Source organism: Bradyrhizobium sp. AUGA SZCCT0182 (assembly GCF_018130185.1).
Taxonomy (GTDB): domain Bacteria; phylum Pseudomonadota; class Alphaproteobacteria; order Rhizobiales; family Xanthobacteraceae; genus Bradyrhizobium.
The window spans coordinates 28,390-43,576 of sequence record NZ_JAFCLY010000038.1; the positions used below are offsets into that span (position 1 = coordinate 28,390).

Annotated in this window: 12 protein-coding genes; 4 read left to right on the forward strand and 8 right to left on the reverse strand. The window is 63.2% G+C overall.

The features are described from left to right. Positions 1-77 precede the first annotated feature (77 nt). The 7 genes from JQ611_RS30895 to rpsT all read right to left on the reverse strand — a co-directional run bounded on the left by JQ611_RS30895 (position 78) and on the right by rpsT (position 10,745). On the reverse strand, positions 78-2,261 hold the full coding sequence (locus JQ611_RS30895; RefSeq protein WP_212467556.1) for a hypothetical protein: 2,184 nt from the start codon (positions 2,259-2,261) through the stop codon (positions 78-80). Between the two features lie 139 nt (positions 2,262-2,400). Continuing rightward, a complete protein-coding gene (locus JQ611_RS30900; RefSeq protein ID WP_212467557.1) occupies positions 2,401-4,578 on the reverse strand; it encodes a hypothetical protein in 2,178 nt (725 codons plus the stop codon). Between the two features lie 111 nt (positions 4,579-4,689). Next, a complete protein-coding gene (gene recF / locus JQ611_RS30905; protein ID WP_212263213.1) occupies positions 4,690-5,829 on the reverse strand; it encodes a DNA replication/repair protein RecF in 1,140 nt (379 codons plus the stop codon). Between the two features lie 78 nt (positions 5,830-5,907). After that, complete coding sequence (locus JQ611_RS30910; RefSeq protein WP_212467558.1) at positions 5,908-6,213, reverse strand: endonuclease domain-containing protein; 306 nt, start codon at positions 6,211-6,213, stop codon at positions 5,908-5,910. A gap of 146 nt (positions 6,214-6,359) precedes the next feature. Next, entirely contained in the window at positions 6,360-7,478 is a 1,119-nt protein-coding gene (gene dnaN, locus JQ611_RS30915) for a DNA polymerase III subunit beta (RefSeq protein WP_212032095.1), read from the reverse strand. A gap of 354 nt (positions 7,479-7,832) precedes the next feature. Beyond that, positions 7,833-9,263, reverse strand: a complete 1,431-nt coding sequence (gene dnaA, locus JQ611_RS30920) for a chromosomal replication initiator protein DnaA (protein ID WP_212263212.1) — start codon at positions 9,261-9,263, stop codon at positions 7,833-7,835. Positions 9,264-10,478: 1,215 nt separating this feature from the next. Next, entirely contained in the window at positions 10,479-10,745 is a 267-nt protein-coding gene (gene rpsT / locus JQ611_RS30925; protein ID WP_212263211.1) for a 30S ribosomal protein S20, read from the reverse strand. Positions 10,746-11,091: 346 nt separating this feature from the next. Between rpsT and JQ611_RS30930 the strand changes: the two genes are divergently transcribed. From JQ611_RS30930 to JQ611_RS30945, 4 genes are all read left to right on the forward strand, one after another. Then, a complete protein-coding gene (locus tag JQ611_RS30930; protein WP_192736318.1) occupies positions 11,092-11,409 on the forward strand; it encodes a hypothetical protein in 318 nt (105 codons plus the stop codon). A 151-nt stretch (positions 11,410-11,560) separates the two neighbouring features. Beyond that, positions 11,561-12,217: a peptide-methionine (S)-S-oxide reductase MsrA gene (gene msrA, locus JQ611_RS30935; RefSeq protein WP_212467559.1), complete on the forward strand. Its 657-nt coding sequence runs from the start codon at positions 11,561-11,563 to the stop codon at positions 12,215-12,217. Between the two features lie 251 nt (positions 12,218-12,468). Next, entirely contained in the window at positions 12,469-13,224 is a 756-nt protein-coding gene (locus JQ611_RS30940; RefSeq protein ID WP_212386359.1) for a polysaccharide biosynthesis/export family protein, read from the forward strand. A gap of 152 nt (positions 13,225-13,376) precedes the next feature. Next, positions 13,377-14,384 (forward strand): tripartite tricarboxylate transporter substrate binding protein, encoded by a 1,008-nt coding sequence (locus tag JQ611_RS30945; RefSeq protein ID WP_212467560.1) that lies wholly within the window; start codon positions 13,377-13,379, stop codon positions 14,382-14,384. A 52-nt stretch (positions 14,385-14,436) separates the two neighbouring features. On the opposite strand, the gene JQ611_RS30950 is transcribed toward JQ611_RS30945, so the two are convergent. Then, positions 14,437-15,108, reverse strand: coding sequence for a dienelactone hydrolase family protein (locus JQ611_RS30950; RefSeq protein ID WP_212263207.1), 672 nt, complete (start codon positions 15,106-15,108; stop codon positions 14,437-14,439). Between the last annotated feature and the right edge of the window lie 79 nt (positions 15,109-15,187).

A 15,187-nucleotide genomic window follows, 5' to 3' on the forward strand; every position in this document is an offset into this window, starting at 1 on the left:
CGGCCGCGTGCTCGGGACGCAAGCGCCCGCGAGCACGCCGCCCTTGGTCTTCTCTGGGCTTCTCCAGAGCGATCGTGTCAATACATCTGCAGCGACAATGCCTCGCCGCTCGGAGCGATGATCAGGCCCCAGGCGTCATCAGCGGTGACCTCGACCGTATCGTTTCGTGCCGGACGGCCCGCGACCTTCACCGAATAGGTGTATTTGCCCGGCGGCAGGTCGAGCATCGGAGGCTTCTGCGATTGCGGCCCGCCGGCGCCGGCAGCGAGCTTGATCGTCTGCTTGTTGATGGTGACGGCAGCCTCGCTGCCGCCCATGTTGCCGAACACCAGCCTGGCCTGACCCGGTTTCGGGATCACGTCAGCCTTCGCGGCGACATCAGTGTACTTTTGTGCGAGGCTGACGGTGGTCTCGTCCTTAGCTCGGCCGAGTTTCAGCTGTGCAGGCCCATCGGGCGAAGCAAATGCCAGTTGCACGCGGTCTGCCTGCATGACGGCGCGCTCCGCGGATTCCTTCCAGCCGCGTTTGCCAAGCTCGGTGCGATAGAAGGCGAGCACGGAAGCGAGATCCGCAGGAACGCTGATTTCGAGTTCCCTGCGGAATGGAACGTTGCTGCCAGGCAGCTTTCCGCTTCCGCGGGAGATAGTCGAACCACGCTGCTTGGGCATCGGAAACGGCGCGTCGGCATCGGTTTCGGGGTCAACTTCGAGAACCTGCACCGCCGCTTTGGCGGCTGCGCCGCTGGAAGCCTGATCGCCTGCGGTGCCGGGCTTGGCGGCCATCTTGGCATCGGCCGTCACCAGAGCCGATCCATCGGCGCTGATCTTCGACCTCGGACCCATCTGCATGACGGTGAACGACATCGCCTTGCCGCCTTTGGAAAAGTCCATCACGACCATGCGGGGATTGTTGATGACCGAGGGCCGTTCTTTCCAGCCCTGGGCCTGCAGCGCGCCACGGTAGAACGCCGCGACCGCTCTCACGCTTGAGGGGGAATAGAAATCGAGCCGGCCTTTGGCGCCTTCGAACTGCATCTCTTCGGCGTTCTCCGGCAGCGGTACGGGTTTCGAATTGTCGGCAAGCGCGCGCAGCGGCGCGTCCGACAGGCTGGCGGCTTGGGCCACCCGCCGCACTTCGTCGGCCGCGATGACTTCTTTTGCCATTGCTGCCGCATCGCTGAGAAACTTCGCGTCGGCTTCCTTCTTGGCTTTGGCGCGTGCCGCCAGGCCGGCTTCGGTCACCTGCGTGGTGAGGTTGATGATCGTCAGGTCGTATTGGGGCTTGAGCCTGAGCGTGGCGGTTTGATCGGGAGACGAGAAGTTGAGGACGACCTGGTCCGGCGTCTCAACGGCGCCGCGGGTTTCCTCTTTCCAGTTCCGGGACCCAAGTTCGCGGCGGAAGAATGCGAGCACCACCGGCAACTCGGCCTGAACGGAGCCGTGTACCTTGCGGGAGTTCGAATTCGAATCGCCCTCGCTTCCGAAGCCTGCTGTCTGGTTCGGTACAGGCAGGCCGGCGGTCTCGCTCGCAAGTACGAGGTCCCGCGGCTGCGCGAATGGCGCAATCCGGACGTCGACACTGGTCTTGCCGTCATCGCGGCGCTGCAGCGTCAGCATGATCGGTTGCTGCTGGTAGCCGTCACGTTTGGGGAAGCTGTAGAAGGCACGCGCGCCGTTGCTGATCGTTGCGTCGATCGTGGCGCCGGGGTAACGCGCCGCAGCGTCTGGCGCCAACAATGGCGACCAGCCGGCCGCGATCAGTTCCTTGCGGAAGAACTCCTGGCTGGTCTCGACGCTCGCGGCGGTCGTGCAGCCAAGATAGGGCCGGCGCTCGTTGAATAGGATGTCGGTCGCATCGTCCGGAAACGGCACGTTCGCATAGATCCTGTCCGCGCCGTAATTCACCTCGGATTGATTGGGCTGGATTTGCCTGAAAGACACGTTAAGTCCGTGCGGACCCCTCTTGAAGTTCAACGTGCTCCTGACGTTTTCGAACGGGCGCACGTATTGCACCCAGCCGTCTGCGGCCAGTAATTTCTTCGTCGCGAGGGTGGTGGCTGCGACGGTGCCCGGAACGTAGTAGTTCACTGTAAAAGTTTCCGGACGGCCATCCACGGCGCCTTCCAGGCGCGGCACGGTGCGGACATTGACCATCGTGGGGTCGGCGCTGGCAGCCACCGGCACGCTGGCGATCACCGCAAGGGTGACCGCAAACAGATGTTTCCGTGCCGGGACCAGCATCCCGCGCGTCGTTCCAAACATGGGTATCTCCGGTATTTGCCGACGCCTGACCCGCGCAGCGGCGATAGAAGCTCGCGCCGATGGCGCGGTTGCTGAAGTCTAGTCGCGCGGGTGGACGTCGAGGTTCAACCGGACGCCCGCCGATTCAGCCGCGCATCGTTCAATACATCTGCATCGACAATGCCTCTCCGCTCGGGAGAATGATCAGACCCCAGCCGTCGTCGGCGGTCACCTCGATCGTATCGTTTCGGGCGGGGCGGCCCGCGACCTTCATCGAATACCGGTGCTTGCCCGGCGGCAGTTCGAGAATCGGGGGGGTCGGCGATTGCAGCCCACCTGCGCCGGCGGCGAGCTTGATCGTGCGCTTGTTGATGGTGACGGCCGCTTCGCTTTCACCGACATTGCCGAGCATCAGCTTGGCCTGACCCGGCTTCGGTACGAAGTCCGCTTTCGCGGCAACGGCCGGATATTTCTGCGCGAGGATGACCGACGTCTCGTCGTCGCTGCGGCCAAGCTTCAGCATCGCCGGCCCGTCGGGAGAGGTGAATGCAAGCTGCGCGCGGTCCGCCTGCACAACGGCGCGCTCAGTCGATTCCGTCCATCCGCGTTTGCCGAGTTCGCGACGATAGAAGGCGAGCACGGCATTCAGCTCGGCGGGAATGCTGGCGTCAAGTTGCCTGCGGTACACGGCGTTGCTGCCCGGCAGCTTTCCGCTCGCCGACGTGCTCATCGCGCTGTGCTGCTTTGGCACCGGAAAGGGCGCGTCGGGATCGGCGTCGGCCTCGAGAACCTGCACCGCCGCCGCCGCTTTGGCGCCAGCGCCGGCAGCCGCCTGAGCGGGTGCTGTTGCGCCTGGCTTGGCGGCCATCTTGGCATCGGCCGTCACCAGACCCGATCCATTGGCGCTGATACTCGCCCTCCGACCCATCTTCATGATGTTGAACCGCACCGCCTTGCCGCCTTTGGAAAACTGCATCACGACCATGCGGGCATCGTTGATGACCGAAGGCTGTTCCTTCCAGCCTTGGGCCTGCAGCGCGTCACGGTAGAACGTTGCGACTGCTCTCACGCTCGAGGGGGAATCGAAACTGAGCCGGCCGTCGGCGCCTTCGAACTCCACCTCTTCGGCGTTCTCCGGCAGCGGCACGGGCTTCGAATTGTCGGCAAGGGCGCGCAGCGGCGCATCCGACAGCGGCGCATCCAACAGCTTGGCGGCCTGGGCCACCTTGGCGGCCTGGGCCGCGTCGGCTTCCTTCTTGGCCTGGGCGCGTTCGGCGAGGACGGTTTCCTTCATTTGAGTGACGATATTGACCATCGTCATGTCATATCGGCGGCTGAGCTCCAGCGTGGCGGTTTGCTCGGCCGAGGAAAAGTTCGCCGTGACGTTATCAGCCGTGACCACAGCACCGCTGGTTTCTTCGGTCCAGTTTCGCGCCGCGAGTTCGCGACGATAGAAGGCGAGCGTTGCAGGAATTTCGGCAAGGACCGCCACGTCCAGCTGCCGCCGGGCCGAATCGGAATCGCCCGAGCTTCGCGTCGTCCAGGTTAGTTTTGGCGTCGGCAGGTCGGCCGTGTCGTCACCGGCTTCGAGCGTTTCCGGCATCGCAAATGGCGCGACCCGAATTTCCACGTCGGTCCGTCCGTCGTCACGGCGCTGCAGTGTCAACATCACCGGCTGCTGCCGATGAAAGCCATTGTCGAAATCATGGGTGTAATAGGCCCGCACGCCATTCTCGATCGTCTCGCTGAGCTGCACGTTCGGCCAGCGCGCGGCCGCCTCCGCGGCTTTGAGCGGCTTCCAGCCGCTCGCGGCCATCTCCTTGCGGAAGAAGTCGAGCGTTGCGTCGAGCGCAGTCGGGGCAATGCAGCCGAGATAGGGCCGCCACTCCTCGAACACGATGTCGGCAGCATCCGGCGGGAACGGCACGTTCACATGCGCTGCGTTGGCGCTATAAATCACGCTGGATTGATTGGGCTTGCCTGGCGGGACCGACACAAACAGTCCTTGCCGTCCCTTCTTGAATTTTGACGAGAACTTGTCGTTTTCGAGCGGGCCCGCATATCGCACCCAGCCGTCGGCGGCCAGCAATTGCCTCACCGCAGCGGTGGTCGCCGCGAAGCCGGTCGGAACGTCGTAGGTCACTTGATAGGTTTTGGATTGATGGGTCTTGGCAAGGGCCGTTTGTTCCACGGCCCCCTCGAGACGCGGCAGGGTGCTGACATCGACCATGTCGGAGTTGGCACTGGCGGCAACCGGCGCGCAGGCAATCACCGCGAGGGTGACAGCAAACAGATGTTTCCGTGCCGGGACCAGCATCCCGCGCGTCGTTCCAAACATGGGTATCTCCGGATATTGCCGATGCCTGACAGGCGCAGCAGCGATGGCCGCGCGTCGTGGCGCGATTGCTGGAGTCTAGTCGCGCGGGTGGGCGTTGAGGTTCAACCGGGCTCAGGCGCGGCGGGTGACGTGGCCGGAATCCACGTCGAAAACCTCGCCGGATGCGCCGATATCGGCGAATGCCGCCGGATCGGCGCCGGTCATCCAGACCTGCGCGCCGAGTTTTTCCAGCTCATTGAACAGCGCCTTGCGCCTGCCCGGATCGAGATGCGCGATGACCTCGTCGAGCAGCAACAGCGGCACGATGCCGGTCATCTCGGCGACCAGCGTGGCATGGGCCAGCACCAGCCCGATCAGCAGCGCCTTCTGTTCGCCGGTGGAGGCATCGCGCGCCGGCATGTTCTTCGGCGCGTAGACCACTTGCAGGTCGGTCAAATGCGGGCCGTCCAGCGTACGGCCTGCCGCGGCGTCGCGCGGGCGGCTCGCGCGCAGGATCTCGCGGTAGCGATCTTCCACGGCCGTCGCGGGCTCGCCCACCAGCGCATTCTCCATCCAGCCGTCGAGCATGATCTGCGCCGACGGAAACGCGGAAGCCGCGCCCCGTTCGCGCAGCATCGCTGCGAGTTTTGTGACGGTCTGGCCGCGGGTGGCGGCGACCGCGACCGCAAGCTCGGCGGTTTCGCGCTCGATCGCGTCGCACCAATGGTCGTCGTAATTGCGAACTTCGAGCAGCCGGTTGCGCGAGCGCAGCGAACGCTCCAGCGCCGACACGCGGCTGGAATGTTCGCTGTCGATCGCCAGCACCAGCCGGTCGAAGAAGCGCCGCCGTTCCGAGGCTGCGCCAAGAAACAGTCCGTCCATCGCCGGCGTCAGCCACACCATGCGCAAATGATCGCCGAACGCGGTCGCCGAGCCGACCGGCTCGCGGTCGATCCGGCAGCGGCGGCCAGTGGAACTGTTTTCATTTCCGGGCGCATCGATCCCGGTGCCCAGCGTCGCCAGCCCCAGCGCGCCCTCGACTTCGGCGGAGACGGCCCAGGAGCCGTTGCCCTGATTGTCGGCGACATCTTCCAGCGTCGCGCGCCGCAAGCCCCGTCCCGGCGATAGAAACGAGATCGCCTCGAGGCAATTGGTCTTGCCGGCGCCGTTCGGCCCCACCAGCACCACGACGTCGCCGCGCGTCTGCACGCTCCCCGCCCGATAATTGCGAAAATGCGTCAGCGTCAGCTTGTGGATGCGGGAGGGGGTCATATTCAACTGTCATTGCCGGTTTTTCTTCCCTTCTCCCCTTGTGGGAGAAGGTGGCGCGAAGCGCCGGATGAGGGGTTCTTACCGCTCGGCAAGCTTAGCGAGAATATCCTCCAAGACGGCGGTTGGCTGTTGCAACACATCGTTGTTCCAGTATCGCGCGACTCGAAAACCTTCTGCCACTAACAGGGCGTCCCTTGCCGTGTCGCGCCCGTTGTCCGCATGCTGGCTGCCGTCGACCTCGACGACGAAATGTTTCTCGAAGCAAACGAAGTCGAGGATCAGGTTCCGGAAAGGAACTTGTCGGCGAAATTTGTAAGCCTGAAGACGTCGATCGCGAAGTAGTCGCCACATCCTGGCTTCGGCGTCAGTCGGTTCTCGACGCATCTTCTTTGCGAAGGTGCGGATACGCTTGGCGGTTGGCCGATGGTGTGGCGCTTGCGGAGAGAACCCCTCACCCGTCGCCGAACTGCGTTCGGCGCCACCCTCTCCCACAAGGGGAGAGGGAAGGTCTGCGCGATGGTCTCTAGTTATCACACCCGCATCGGCATCAGCACGTAGAGCGCGCCTTTGTTATCCTTGTCCTGCACCAGGGTCGGGGAGCCGGGATCGGCCAGCCGCAGCACCGCGACCTCGCCTTCGATCTGGGCGGCGATGTCCAGCAGATAGCGCGAGTTGAATCCGATATCGAGCGCGTCGGAGGCGTATTCGACTTCGAGTTCTTCGGTGGCGCTGCCGGAATCCGGGTTGGTCACCGAGAGCACCAGCTTGCCGGCCGACAACGCCAGTTTCACCGCGCGGCCGCGTTCGCTCGAAATGGTCGAGACGCGGTCGACTGCGGCCTCGAAATCCTTCTTGTCGACGATCAGTTCCTTGTCGTTGTTCTGCGGAATGACGCGGCCGTAATCCGGGAAGGTGCCGTCGATCAGTTTCGAGGTCAGCACCACATTGCCGAGGGTGAAGCGGATCTTGCCCTGCGACAATTCGATCGAGACTTCGGCTTCATTGTCCTCGATCAGCCGCTGCACTTCGCCAACGGTCTTGCGCGGCACGATCACACCGGGCATGCCGACGGCGCCCTTCGGGAGAGCCAGATCGATCTGCGCCAGCCGGTGTCCGTCGGTCGCTACCCCGCGCAAGGTCGCAGCCTTGGCGCTGCCGGCCGAGTGCAAATAGATGCCGTTGAGGTAATAGCGGGTCTCTTCGGTCGAGATCGCAAATTGGGTGCGGTCGATCAGGCGCTTGACGTCGGCGGCGGCCAGCGAGAACGAATGCGTCATGTCGCCGGCGGCCAGATCGGGGAAATCGCTTTCGGGAAGGGTCTGCAGCGTGAAGCGTGAACGGCCGGCACGGATCGCCAGCACCGAACGGTCGCCGTCGGCCTCCAGCACGATCTGCGCGCCGTCGGGCAGCTTGCGGACGATGTCGTAGAACATGTGCGCCGGCACGGTGGTCGAGCCGGCGGTTCCGGTTTCCGCTGCCAGGGTTTCCGTCACCTCGAGATCGAGGTCGGTCGCCTTCAGCGAGAGTTTGGCGTTCTCGGCACGGATCAGCACGTTGCCGAGGATCGGGATGGTGTTGCGGCGCTCGACCACGCGATGGACGTGGCCCAGCGATTTCAGGAGTTGCGCGCGTTCGACGGTGACCTTCATTGCAATACCCGCCTGATCCCTAAGATGGAAAAGCCGGGCGGCCCTGAAGGCGCGCCGCGGCCATTGAAACCCGAAAAGCCGGATCAAGATGGGACTTGATCAAACCTTCGGGGGGACCGCAAGGTGGCGCGGATAGGGTTTAAGCGCAAGGGATTACGACGCCGTTTCCCACGGTTTGCAGGCAAATTCACCGTCGTCCTGGCCTGGTGCGCAATTGCGCACCACGGGCCGGGACCCATAACCACAGGCGTTCGTGGCTGCATAAGCCGTCAGCCAGGGTGCCCAAAAGCCCGGCCGCGGAGTATGGGTTCCGGCGCCCGTGCGCAATTGCGCACTAGGCCGGAACGACTGCGTTCATTCCTGCAATTGGCGCTTCAGCGATTCCACTTCTTCCGACAGCGCGGTATCCCGGGACACCAGTGCCTCGATCTTGCGCACGGCGTGCAGCACCGTGGTGTGGTCGCGTCCGCCGAACCGGCGGCCGATCTCGGGCAGCGACCGCAGCGTCAGCGTCTTGGCCAGGTACATCGCGACCTGGCGCGGGCGAACCACATTGGCGGTACGCCGGGAAGACAACAGGTCCGAACGGCTGACATTATATTGCCGGGCCACCACGCGCTGGATGTCCTCGATCTTGATCCGCTTCGGTTCCTGCGGACGGATCAGGTCGCGGACTTCGCGCTCGGCCATTTCCAGCGTCACCGGCTGGGCGTTGAGCTTGGAGTGCGCGAGCAGCCGGTTGATGGCGCCTTCGAGATCCCGGCCGTTATGGGTGATGGTGCGCGCGAGATAATCCAGCACCGGTTCCGGCACGTCGAAGCTCGCATGATGGGCACGGGCCGCGGCGACGCGCGATTTGAGGATGCCGAGCCGAAGCTCTTCGCCGAGCGAACCCATTTCCACGACGAGGCCGCCGGCCAGCCGCGAGCGCACGCGATCATCGAGGCTTTCGAGATCGGACGGCGGACGGTCGGCCGCGATCACGACCTGGCGGCCGGCATCGATCAGCGCGTTCAGCGTATGGCAGAACTCGGCCTGGGTCGATTTGCCCTGGAGAAACTGCAGATCGTCGATCACGAGCACGTCGATGCCGCGCAGCGCTTCCTTGAAGGCCAGCGCCGTCTGCGTCTTCAGCGCCGCGACGAAGCCGTACATGAACTTCTCGGCGGTGAGATAGAGCACCTTGCGCTCGTTGCCGGAATTGCCGGCCCACGTGACGGCCTGCAGCAGATGGGTTTTGCCGAGGCCGACGCCGGCGTGAATATAGAGAGGATTGAACATCACGGCATCGCCGCGCCGCCCTTCGGCGACCTGGCGGGCCGCCGCATGCGCCAGCGTGTTGGAGCGGCCGATCACGAAACTTGCAAAGGTGAGGCGCGGGTCGAGCGGCGAGCCGCCGAGCGCATCATGGCTCGCGGACACCGGCGCGGTCGCGGTGGCGCGCAGCTCGGGCGCGGGGCGACCGTTGGCATGCTCGACGCGGCGCTGATCGGCCGGCGCGGGAGCTTCCTTCGCGGGTGCGGCGCATCGCATCGCCGTGCGCACGGTGAGGTCGATCCGGTGCACTTCGGGCATCTCGGCCTGCCAGCAGGCGAGAACGCGATCGGCGTAATGCGCCTGGATCCAGCTCTTGAGGAACCGGGTCGGAACCGACAGATGGACGTTCTCGTCCTGCACGCCTTCCAGATCCATGCGTGCGAACCAGCTCGAATAGACGTCTTCGCCTACCGTCGTCCGCAACCGACCCTTCACCCGCGACCAGCGATCCTGTTCGATATTCGTCATTGCCTGATAACTTTTCTGAAAGAGTAATGTTCGTTGCTAATTCGCCTTGCAGGGTTCCTGCCAACAGGGGTGCTGCAAGGCGCGACCTCACGCGGGGCTTCAACTCCGGACATAGATCGACCGTTCGGCGCGAACGCCGCTGGTCAGATTTTCAGTTGGAGAAGAAGGTTTCCCGCGAGGTCAGCGCGTACTCGACGGCCCGTCCGGAGTTCGCACCGAGGAATGGTTGGAAAAGAAGGCTGGAGCAACCAATACGGTCTGTTGTGAAATGCGTCCGTCTAATGCCGCGATTCCGTAAAGCATAGTGCCTCCCCCTCTCGCCGCGAGAACGCGGCGAGTTGTCATGTCGAAAGTGTTTTCAAAGTCAGTCTGCCGCTACCGGACATCTGCCCGGCGCTGCGCCGCCGCGTAACCTCAGTCTGTCGTCTTCAACACGTTCACGCACTCCGCGTTCCCAACGCTGCGGTTGCCAACACTTGCCTTATCTCCCTAGTCATCGACACGCGAAACCTGCACGCCACGCCTGAGAAATTTAGACACAGAACAACCATTCTCATATTGCTATGAGTTACCAACTTAGCATCGCTTGGAAAGCGTCGCTAACGCGCACACCGCCGCCGATTTGCACGTCCACCCTTGGGTCTCAAACCGCGCTGGTCTGGAGAGCCGTGGGCGTCGCGAACGACACTAGATGTACACCAAGCGGAAATTCTGACAATCCGTGAATCGACGTGTGTGACCGAGTCCTCGGCTGTGTGGCCGGGTTGCAATTGTGACACTCGAAAGCAACGTTTTGGATTCGTGAACAGATTCGCGCGCGCTTGCGCATCGTGACAATTTTCGACGCACTCGAGAAAAATTTTAAGAAACCGTTACAATCGCGCTTGCGCAGACCATTTTTCAAACCGCTTGAAGTCGCTATGTGGATAAGTGATTAGCGAGACGAAGTTTTTCGCGATTCTTTTTTAGGGTAACTCTCGCGTGGCTGTTGCGGGCAAACAGCGGGAATCTTTTGGAACCTCGCGCAGCAAAACTCGCTGTGCATCTCGCGTCTGCGCACAGCATTGCCGTTGCAACAAACTGCACCGCGTAAAACTACGGGGCCGAAGAAATATGACACGCGCTCTGCTGTGCAGCAACGGGACAATCGAACTGGAAAAAAGAAAAAGCCCGGCCAAGGCCGGGCTTCTTTGACGAATATTTTTTTTCGTCAGTTCATTTCGCGAGCTTGGCGATCTGGTGCGTCAGGCGTGACACCTTCCGGCTCGCGTTGTTCTTGTGAATGATGTTGCGCTGCGCGGCTTGCATCAGTTCCGGTTCCGCGTGCGCCATCGCCTTCAACGCTGCATCGCGGTCGCCGCTCTTGATGGCTTCTTCGACGGTGCGAACCGCACCACGCATCTGGGTGCGGCGCGACTTGTTGATGATGGTGCGGCGGGCAATCTTGCGGGTCGCCTTCTTGGCGGAAGTGGTATTGGCCATGTTCTCAACTATCCTTCGGCTGTCATCGCTCGGGTGGTCGGGCTTGAGCGCGCCGGCCGTTCAAATTGCGCTGGTGTGTTTCAGGGTGTCCTTGAGGTCGCCATGCTCGGGAGCCAGAATGCTCCCACCGCGGCGCGGCTCAAAGAACAGCGGCGGCGGGATTGCGCCCGCCGCCATTGGGGGTCTTATAGAGGGCTGGTTCTGCACCGTCAACGCTTTCTGGACCCTCCAAAAATCGGAAAATCCAGCCGGGAATGGCGCATAAGGTGCTGACGAGGTTGAATTTATTAGGGGAGCCCGGTATTGGGCTGACGGCCTTCCGGGCCCGACAGGTATAAGGTGACGCATGATCCGCGGTTTCTTCCGGCTAATTGGCCTGCTGCTCCTGGCCGGCGGATTCATCTTTATGGTCTATGACGGCGCACGGTATGTCGCCGACCAGACCCTGCGTTTCACCCGCTTCGGTCAGTTCTGGAACGACATCCACCAGTCCAGCCAGCTGGCGTTTCGCACGTCGGTCGAGGGTGCCGCGCCCTGGCTCTGGAACAGCGTCATCAAGGTCCTGCTGGACCAGCCGGTTTTCGCGGTGCTGGGCGTGTTCGGCATTCTCTTGATGATCCTGTTCCGGCCCCGCAAGCCGTTGATCGGCTATTCGCGGGACTGACAGGCTTTGGTTCAGCAAAGGCCGGGCGTTGCCAAGGCTGCGTAAGGAGGCTTGCGTAACAGGGCTGCGGCAACCCGCGTAAAGCCTTATATAGAAGTCAGCCGGCTGCCGCCGTTTGCGCGCCAGCCGATGTTCCGCCTGGAGGCAATCCATGTTGTTCATGCGCAAGACCACCGCGTTGCCGAGTGCCGCCGAAGCGCTGCCGGGCCGCGCCACGCCGATCCCGACCGCGTCAACCCATTTCGTCAACGGCCGCAAGCTGCAGCCGCCTTATCCCGCAGGTCTCGAGCAGGCGGTGTTCGCGCTCGGCTGTTTCTGGGGCGCCGAACGCAAGTTCTGGCAACTCGGCGAGGGCATTTTTGCGACCGCCGTCGGTTACGCCGGCGGCCACACGCCCAATCCGACCTACGAAGAAGTTTGCTCGGGCCGCACCGGTCACACCGAAGTGGTGCTGGTCGTGTTCGATCCGAAGAAGTTCTCCTTTGAGGCGCTGCTGAAGACGTTCTGGGAAAATCACAACCCGACGCAGGGCATGCGCCAGGGCAATGATGTCGGCACCCAATATCGTTCCGCGATCTACACGCTCAGCGATGCGCAACGCAAAGCCGCCGATGCGTCGAAGGCGATGTACCAGAAGGCGCTGGCGGCCAAGGGTCTTGGCGCCATCACTACCGAGATCGCGCCGTCAGGCGAATTCTATTTTGCCGAGGACTATCACCAGCAATATCTCGCCAAGAATCCGGCCGGCTATTGCGGGCTGGGTGGCACCGGCGTGTCGTGCCCGATCGGCGTCGGCGTGACCGCTTGATTGACTAGTTCTTTCTTCACCTCTCCCCGCCTGCGGGGAGAGGTCGGATTGCATCGCAGATGCAATCCGGGTGAGGGGGTACAGGTCTAACGATCTACATCACCCTCGCGGTGAGAGCCCCTCACCCCAACCCTCTCCCCGTAAGAACGGGGAGAGGGAGTCTCACCGCTTCCCTCTCGCCCGCACCGCACCCAAAAAAACGCTTTGTTAACCATAACCGGTGCAAGACTAGAGCTGTCTCGCTTTGAGGGATGGCTCCGGTGCGAGTTGCGCGCGCGTTTCGATTTTCGATCACTGCGATGATGGCCGCGCTCGCTCTGTCGGGGTGCATGCGCACGGCTGGACCCGTCGCGGTCGCGCCGCAAGCCGATCTCGACGCCATGACCTATGGCGCGGCGCCGGCGCCGGTCGTCGTCGTGGACAATAGCGGCGGCGGCGCCATCAGCGCGATGCGCGCGTCCTTTGCCAGAACGCCGCGTCCAGTTTACGCGCCCGCTCCCGTGGTTGTCGCGGCGCCCGTCGCCTACGCCGAACCGGTCCGATATGACACGTCGTATCATCTCGATGCCGGCGACAGGCTGCGCGTCGTGGTCTACGGCCAGGAAGGCCTCACCAATACTTACGCGATCGATGCCGGCGGCTCGATCACGATACCGCTGATCGGCTCGGTGCCGGCGCGCGGCCGCACGCCCGCCGGTCTCGCAGCCGAGATCGCAGCCAAACTGCGCGCCGGATTCATCCGTGATCCCTCCGTCGCGGTCGAGATCGAAGCCTACCGGCCGTTCTTCATCCTCGGCGAAGTGGCGGCGCCCGGACAATATCCTTACGTGCCCAACATGACCGTCGAGAGCGCGGTTGCGATCGCCGGCGGTTTCTCGCCCCGCGCGCGGCGCGATCGGGTTACGGTCACGCACACCGATGGCTCGGGAACCGCGCGCTACATCGTTCCGCCCGGCACTTCGATCAGCCCGGGCGATACGGTGCTGGTCGGCGAGCGCTGGTTCTAGCGGCGCTGTTCGGATCATTCCGTGCTGCGGCATTACCGGGCTGTGGTGAATCAGCGCATTCGGCGCGAAGCGCCGGATCGGAACTTGCCTCTCACAGGCCAGCGGCATATGCCGCCGTCAACGCAATCCATTTAAATCAACCAGGGGAAGAGATGAGCATCCGTTTGCCAACCAAGCTCGTGCGCACTGCAATTTCAGCTGCAATGATCGCAGGCATTGCCATGACGGCCGTGTGCGTGTCCGCGGAACAGGCGGCGGCGCAGTCCTATCCGGAGCGGCGAATAACCTTCGTGGTGCCTTATCCCGCGGGAGGAGCCACCGACGTCTCGGCACGCCTCCTGGCCAACAAACTGTCGGAGGCGTGGAAGCAGCCCGTCGTCGTCGAAAACAAGTCGGGCGGCGGCGGTGTGGTCGGCAATGATTACGTCGCCAAGGCGCAGCCCGACGGCTACACCGTGCTGGTCGCCATCACCCAGATCATCCAGGCGCCGAGCCTGGTTGGGAAATTGCCCTACGACGTCTTCAAGGATCTCGCGCCGGTGACCCAGGTCGGGCTGTCGACGATCGTGCTGACGGTCCCCGAGGCGCAGCCGATCAAGTCGGTCAAGGAACTGATCGATCACGCCAAGGCGAACCCCGGCAAGGTGCCGTACGGCTCGTTCGGCAACGCGACGACGTCGCATCTCTACGGCGAACTCTTGAAGAAGAACGCGGGCATCGACATGACCCATGTTCCCTATCGTGGCGCGGCGCCGCTGGTGAACGATCTGCTCAACAACACGGTGACCGCAGGCTTCGTCGATCTGACCACGGCCGGCCCGCAAATCCAGGCAGGCAAGGTCCGGGCGCTGGCGGTCGGCGGCGAAAAGCGCAGGACCCAGTTGCCGAACGTGCCGACGCTGGCCGAACTCGGCTTCCCCGGCTTTGAGGCCGAAGGTTGGGTCGGTGTCTTCGTGCCCGCTGCAACGCCCAAGGACATCGTCACGAAACTGTCCGCGGAACTGGCCCGCATCATCGCATCCCCTGAGGGCACCGCGGGGCTCGAGACGGTCAGCCTGATGCCCGTCGGCGGCACGGCGGAAACCTTCGAAGCCACCCTGCGCCGTGACTACGCACGCTGGGCGGATGTGGTGAAAGCCACCGGCGTCAAGGGCGAGTAATCATTGTCGCCCCGGCGAAGGCCGGGGCGACGGGTGAATGACGCCGTTGCCGTCACTTCAAATGTTTTGCAAAGAAATCGAGGCTGCGCGGCCAGGCGATGTCGGCGCTGGCTTTGTCGTAGCTGGCCCGCTCGTCGCAGTGAAAGCCGTGCTGCGCGCCGGGATAGACAAAGACTTCGACGTCGGGCCGCTTGGTCTTGATGGTCTCGACGTCGGTCAGCGGAATGCCGGCGTCCTTTTCGCCGAAATGCAGTTGCGTCGGCACTTTCGGTTTGTCGTCGGCGAAGCGGACGACGGCGCCGCCGTAATAGCCGACCGCGGCCGATAGCCCCGTCAGCTTGGTCGCAGCGGCGAAAGCGATGCTGCCGCCGAGGCAGAAGCCGATGATGCCGACCGGGCCCACGCTCTTGACCGTATCGATCGCGGCCTGGGTGTCGAGCAACATCGCCGGCCAATCCGGATTGGCGATGAATTTGCGCGCGTTCGCGACCTCATCCGGCGAATAGCCGCATTGGAAGTTCGGGCTGATACGGTCGAAGATCGACGGCGCGATCGCGACATAGCCGGCGCCTGCAAGGCGATCGCACACCGAACGAATATGGTGATTGACGCCAAAGATCTCCTGGATCACCACGATGGCCGCCTTGGGCGCGCCCGCGGGATCGGCGCGATAGCCGCCGAGTTTGAAACCGTCCGAAGCCGTCAGTGTAATATCCTGTCCCACGGGTCATCCTTTTTGTTGCAGGTTTGCTTTTTGTTGAAGATTTGCTTTTCGTTGAAGGGTTGCACGAAGCCAGTTGCAG

Coding starts and splice junctions, on each gene's coding strand:
- dnaN (WP_212032095.1), bottom strand. CDS start 7,478: ATGAAGGTCACCGTCGAACGCGCGCAACTCCTGAAATCGCTGGGCCAC.
- JQ611_RS30910 (WP_212467558.1), bottom strand. CDS start 6,213: ATGCGTCGAGAACCGACTGACGCCGAAGCCAGGATGTGGCGACTACTT.
- msrA (WP_212467559.1), top strand. CDS start 11,561: ATGTTGTTCATGCGCAAGACCACCGCGTTGCCGAGTGCCGCCGAAGCG.
- JQ611_RS30940 (WP_212386359.1), top strand. CDS start 12,469: ATGGCTCCGGTGCGAGTTGCGCGCGCGTTTCGATTTTCGATCACTGCG.
- JQ611_RS30900 (WP_212467557.1), bottom strand. CDS start 4,578: ATGTTTGGAACGACGCGCGGGATGCTGGTCCCGGCACGGAAACATCTG.
- JQ611_RS30945 (WP_212467560.1), top strand. CDS start 13,377: ATGAGCATCCGTTTGCCAACCAAGCTCGTGCGCACTGCAATTTCAGCT.
- JQ611_RS30930 (WP_192736318.1), top strand. CDS start 11,092: ATGATCCGCGGTTTCTTCCGGCTAATTGGCCTGCTGCTCCTGGCCGGC.
- JQ611_RS30895 (WP_212467556.1), bottom strand. CDS start 2,261: ATGTTTGGAACGACGCGCGGGATGCTGGTCCCGGCACGGAAACATCTG.
- rpsT (WP_212263211.1), bottom strand. CDS start 10,745: ATGGCCAATACCACTTCCGCCAAGAAGGCGACCCGCAAGATTGCCCGC.
- dnaA (WP_212263212.1), bottom strand. CDS start 9,263: ATGACGAATATCGAACAGGATCGCTGGTCGCGGGTGAAGGGTCGGTTG.
- recF (WP_212263213.1), bottom strand. CDS start 5,829: ATGACCCCCTCCCGCATCCACAAGCTGACGCTGACGCATTTTCGCAAT.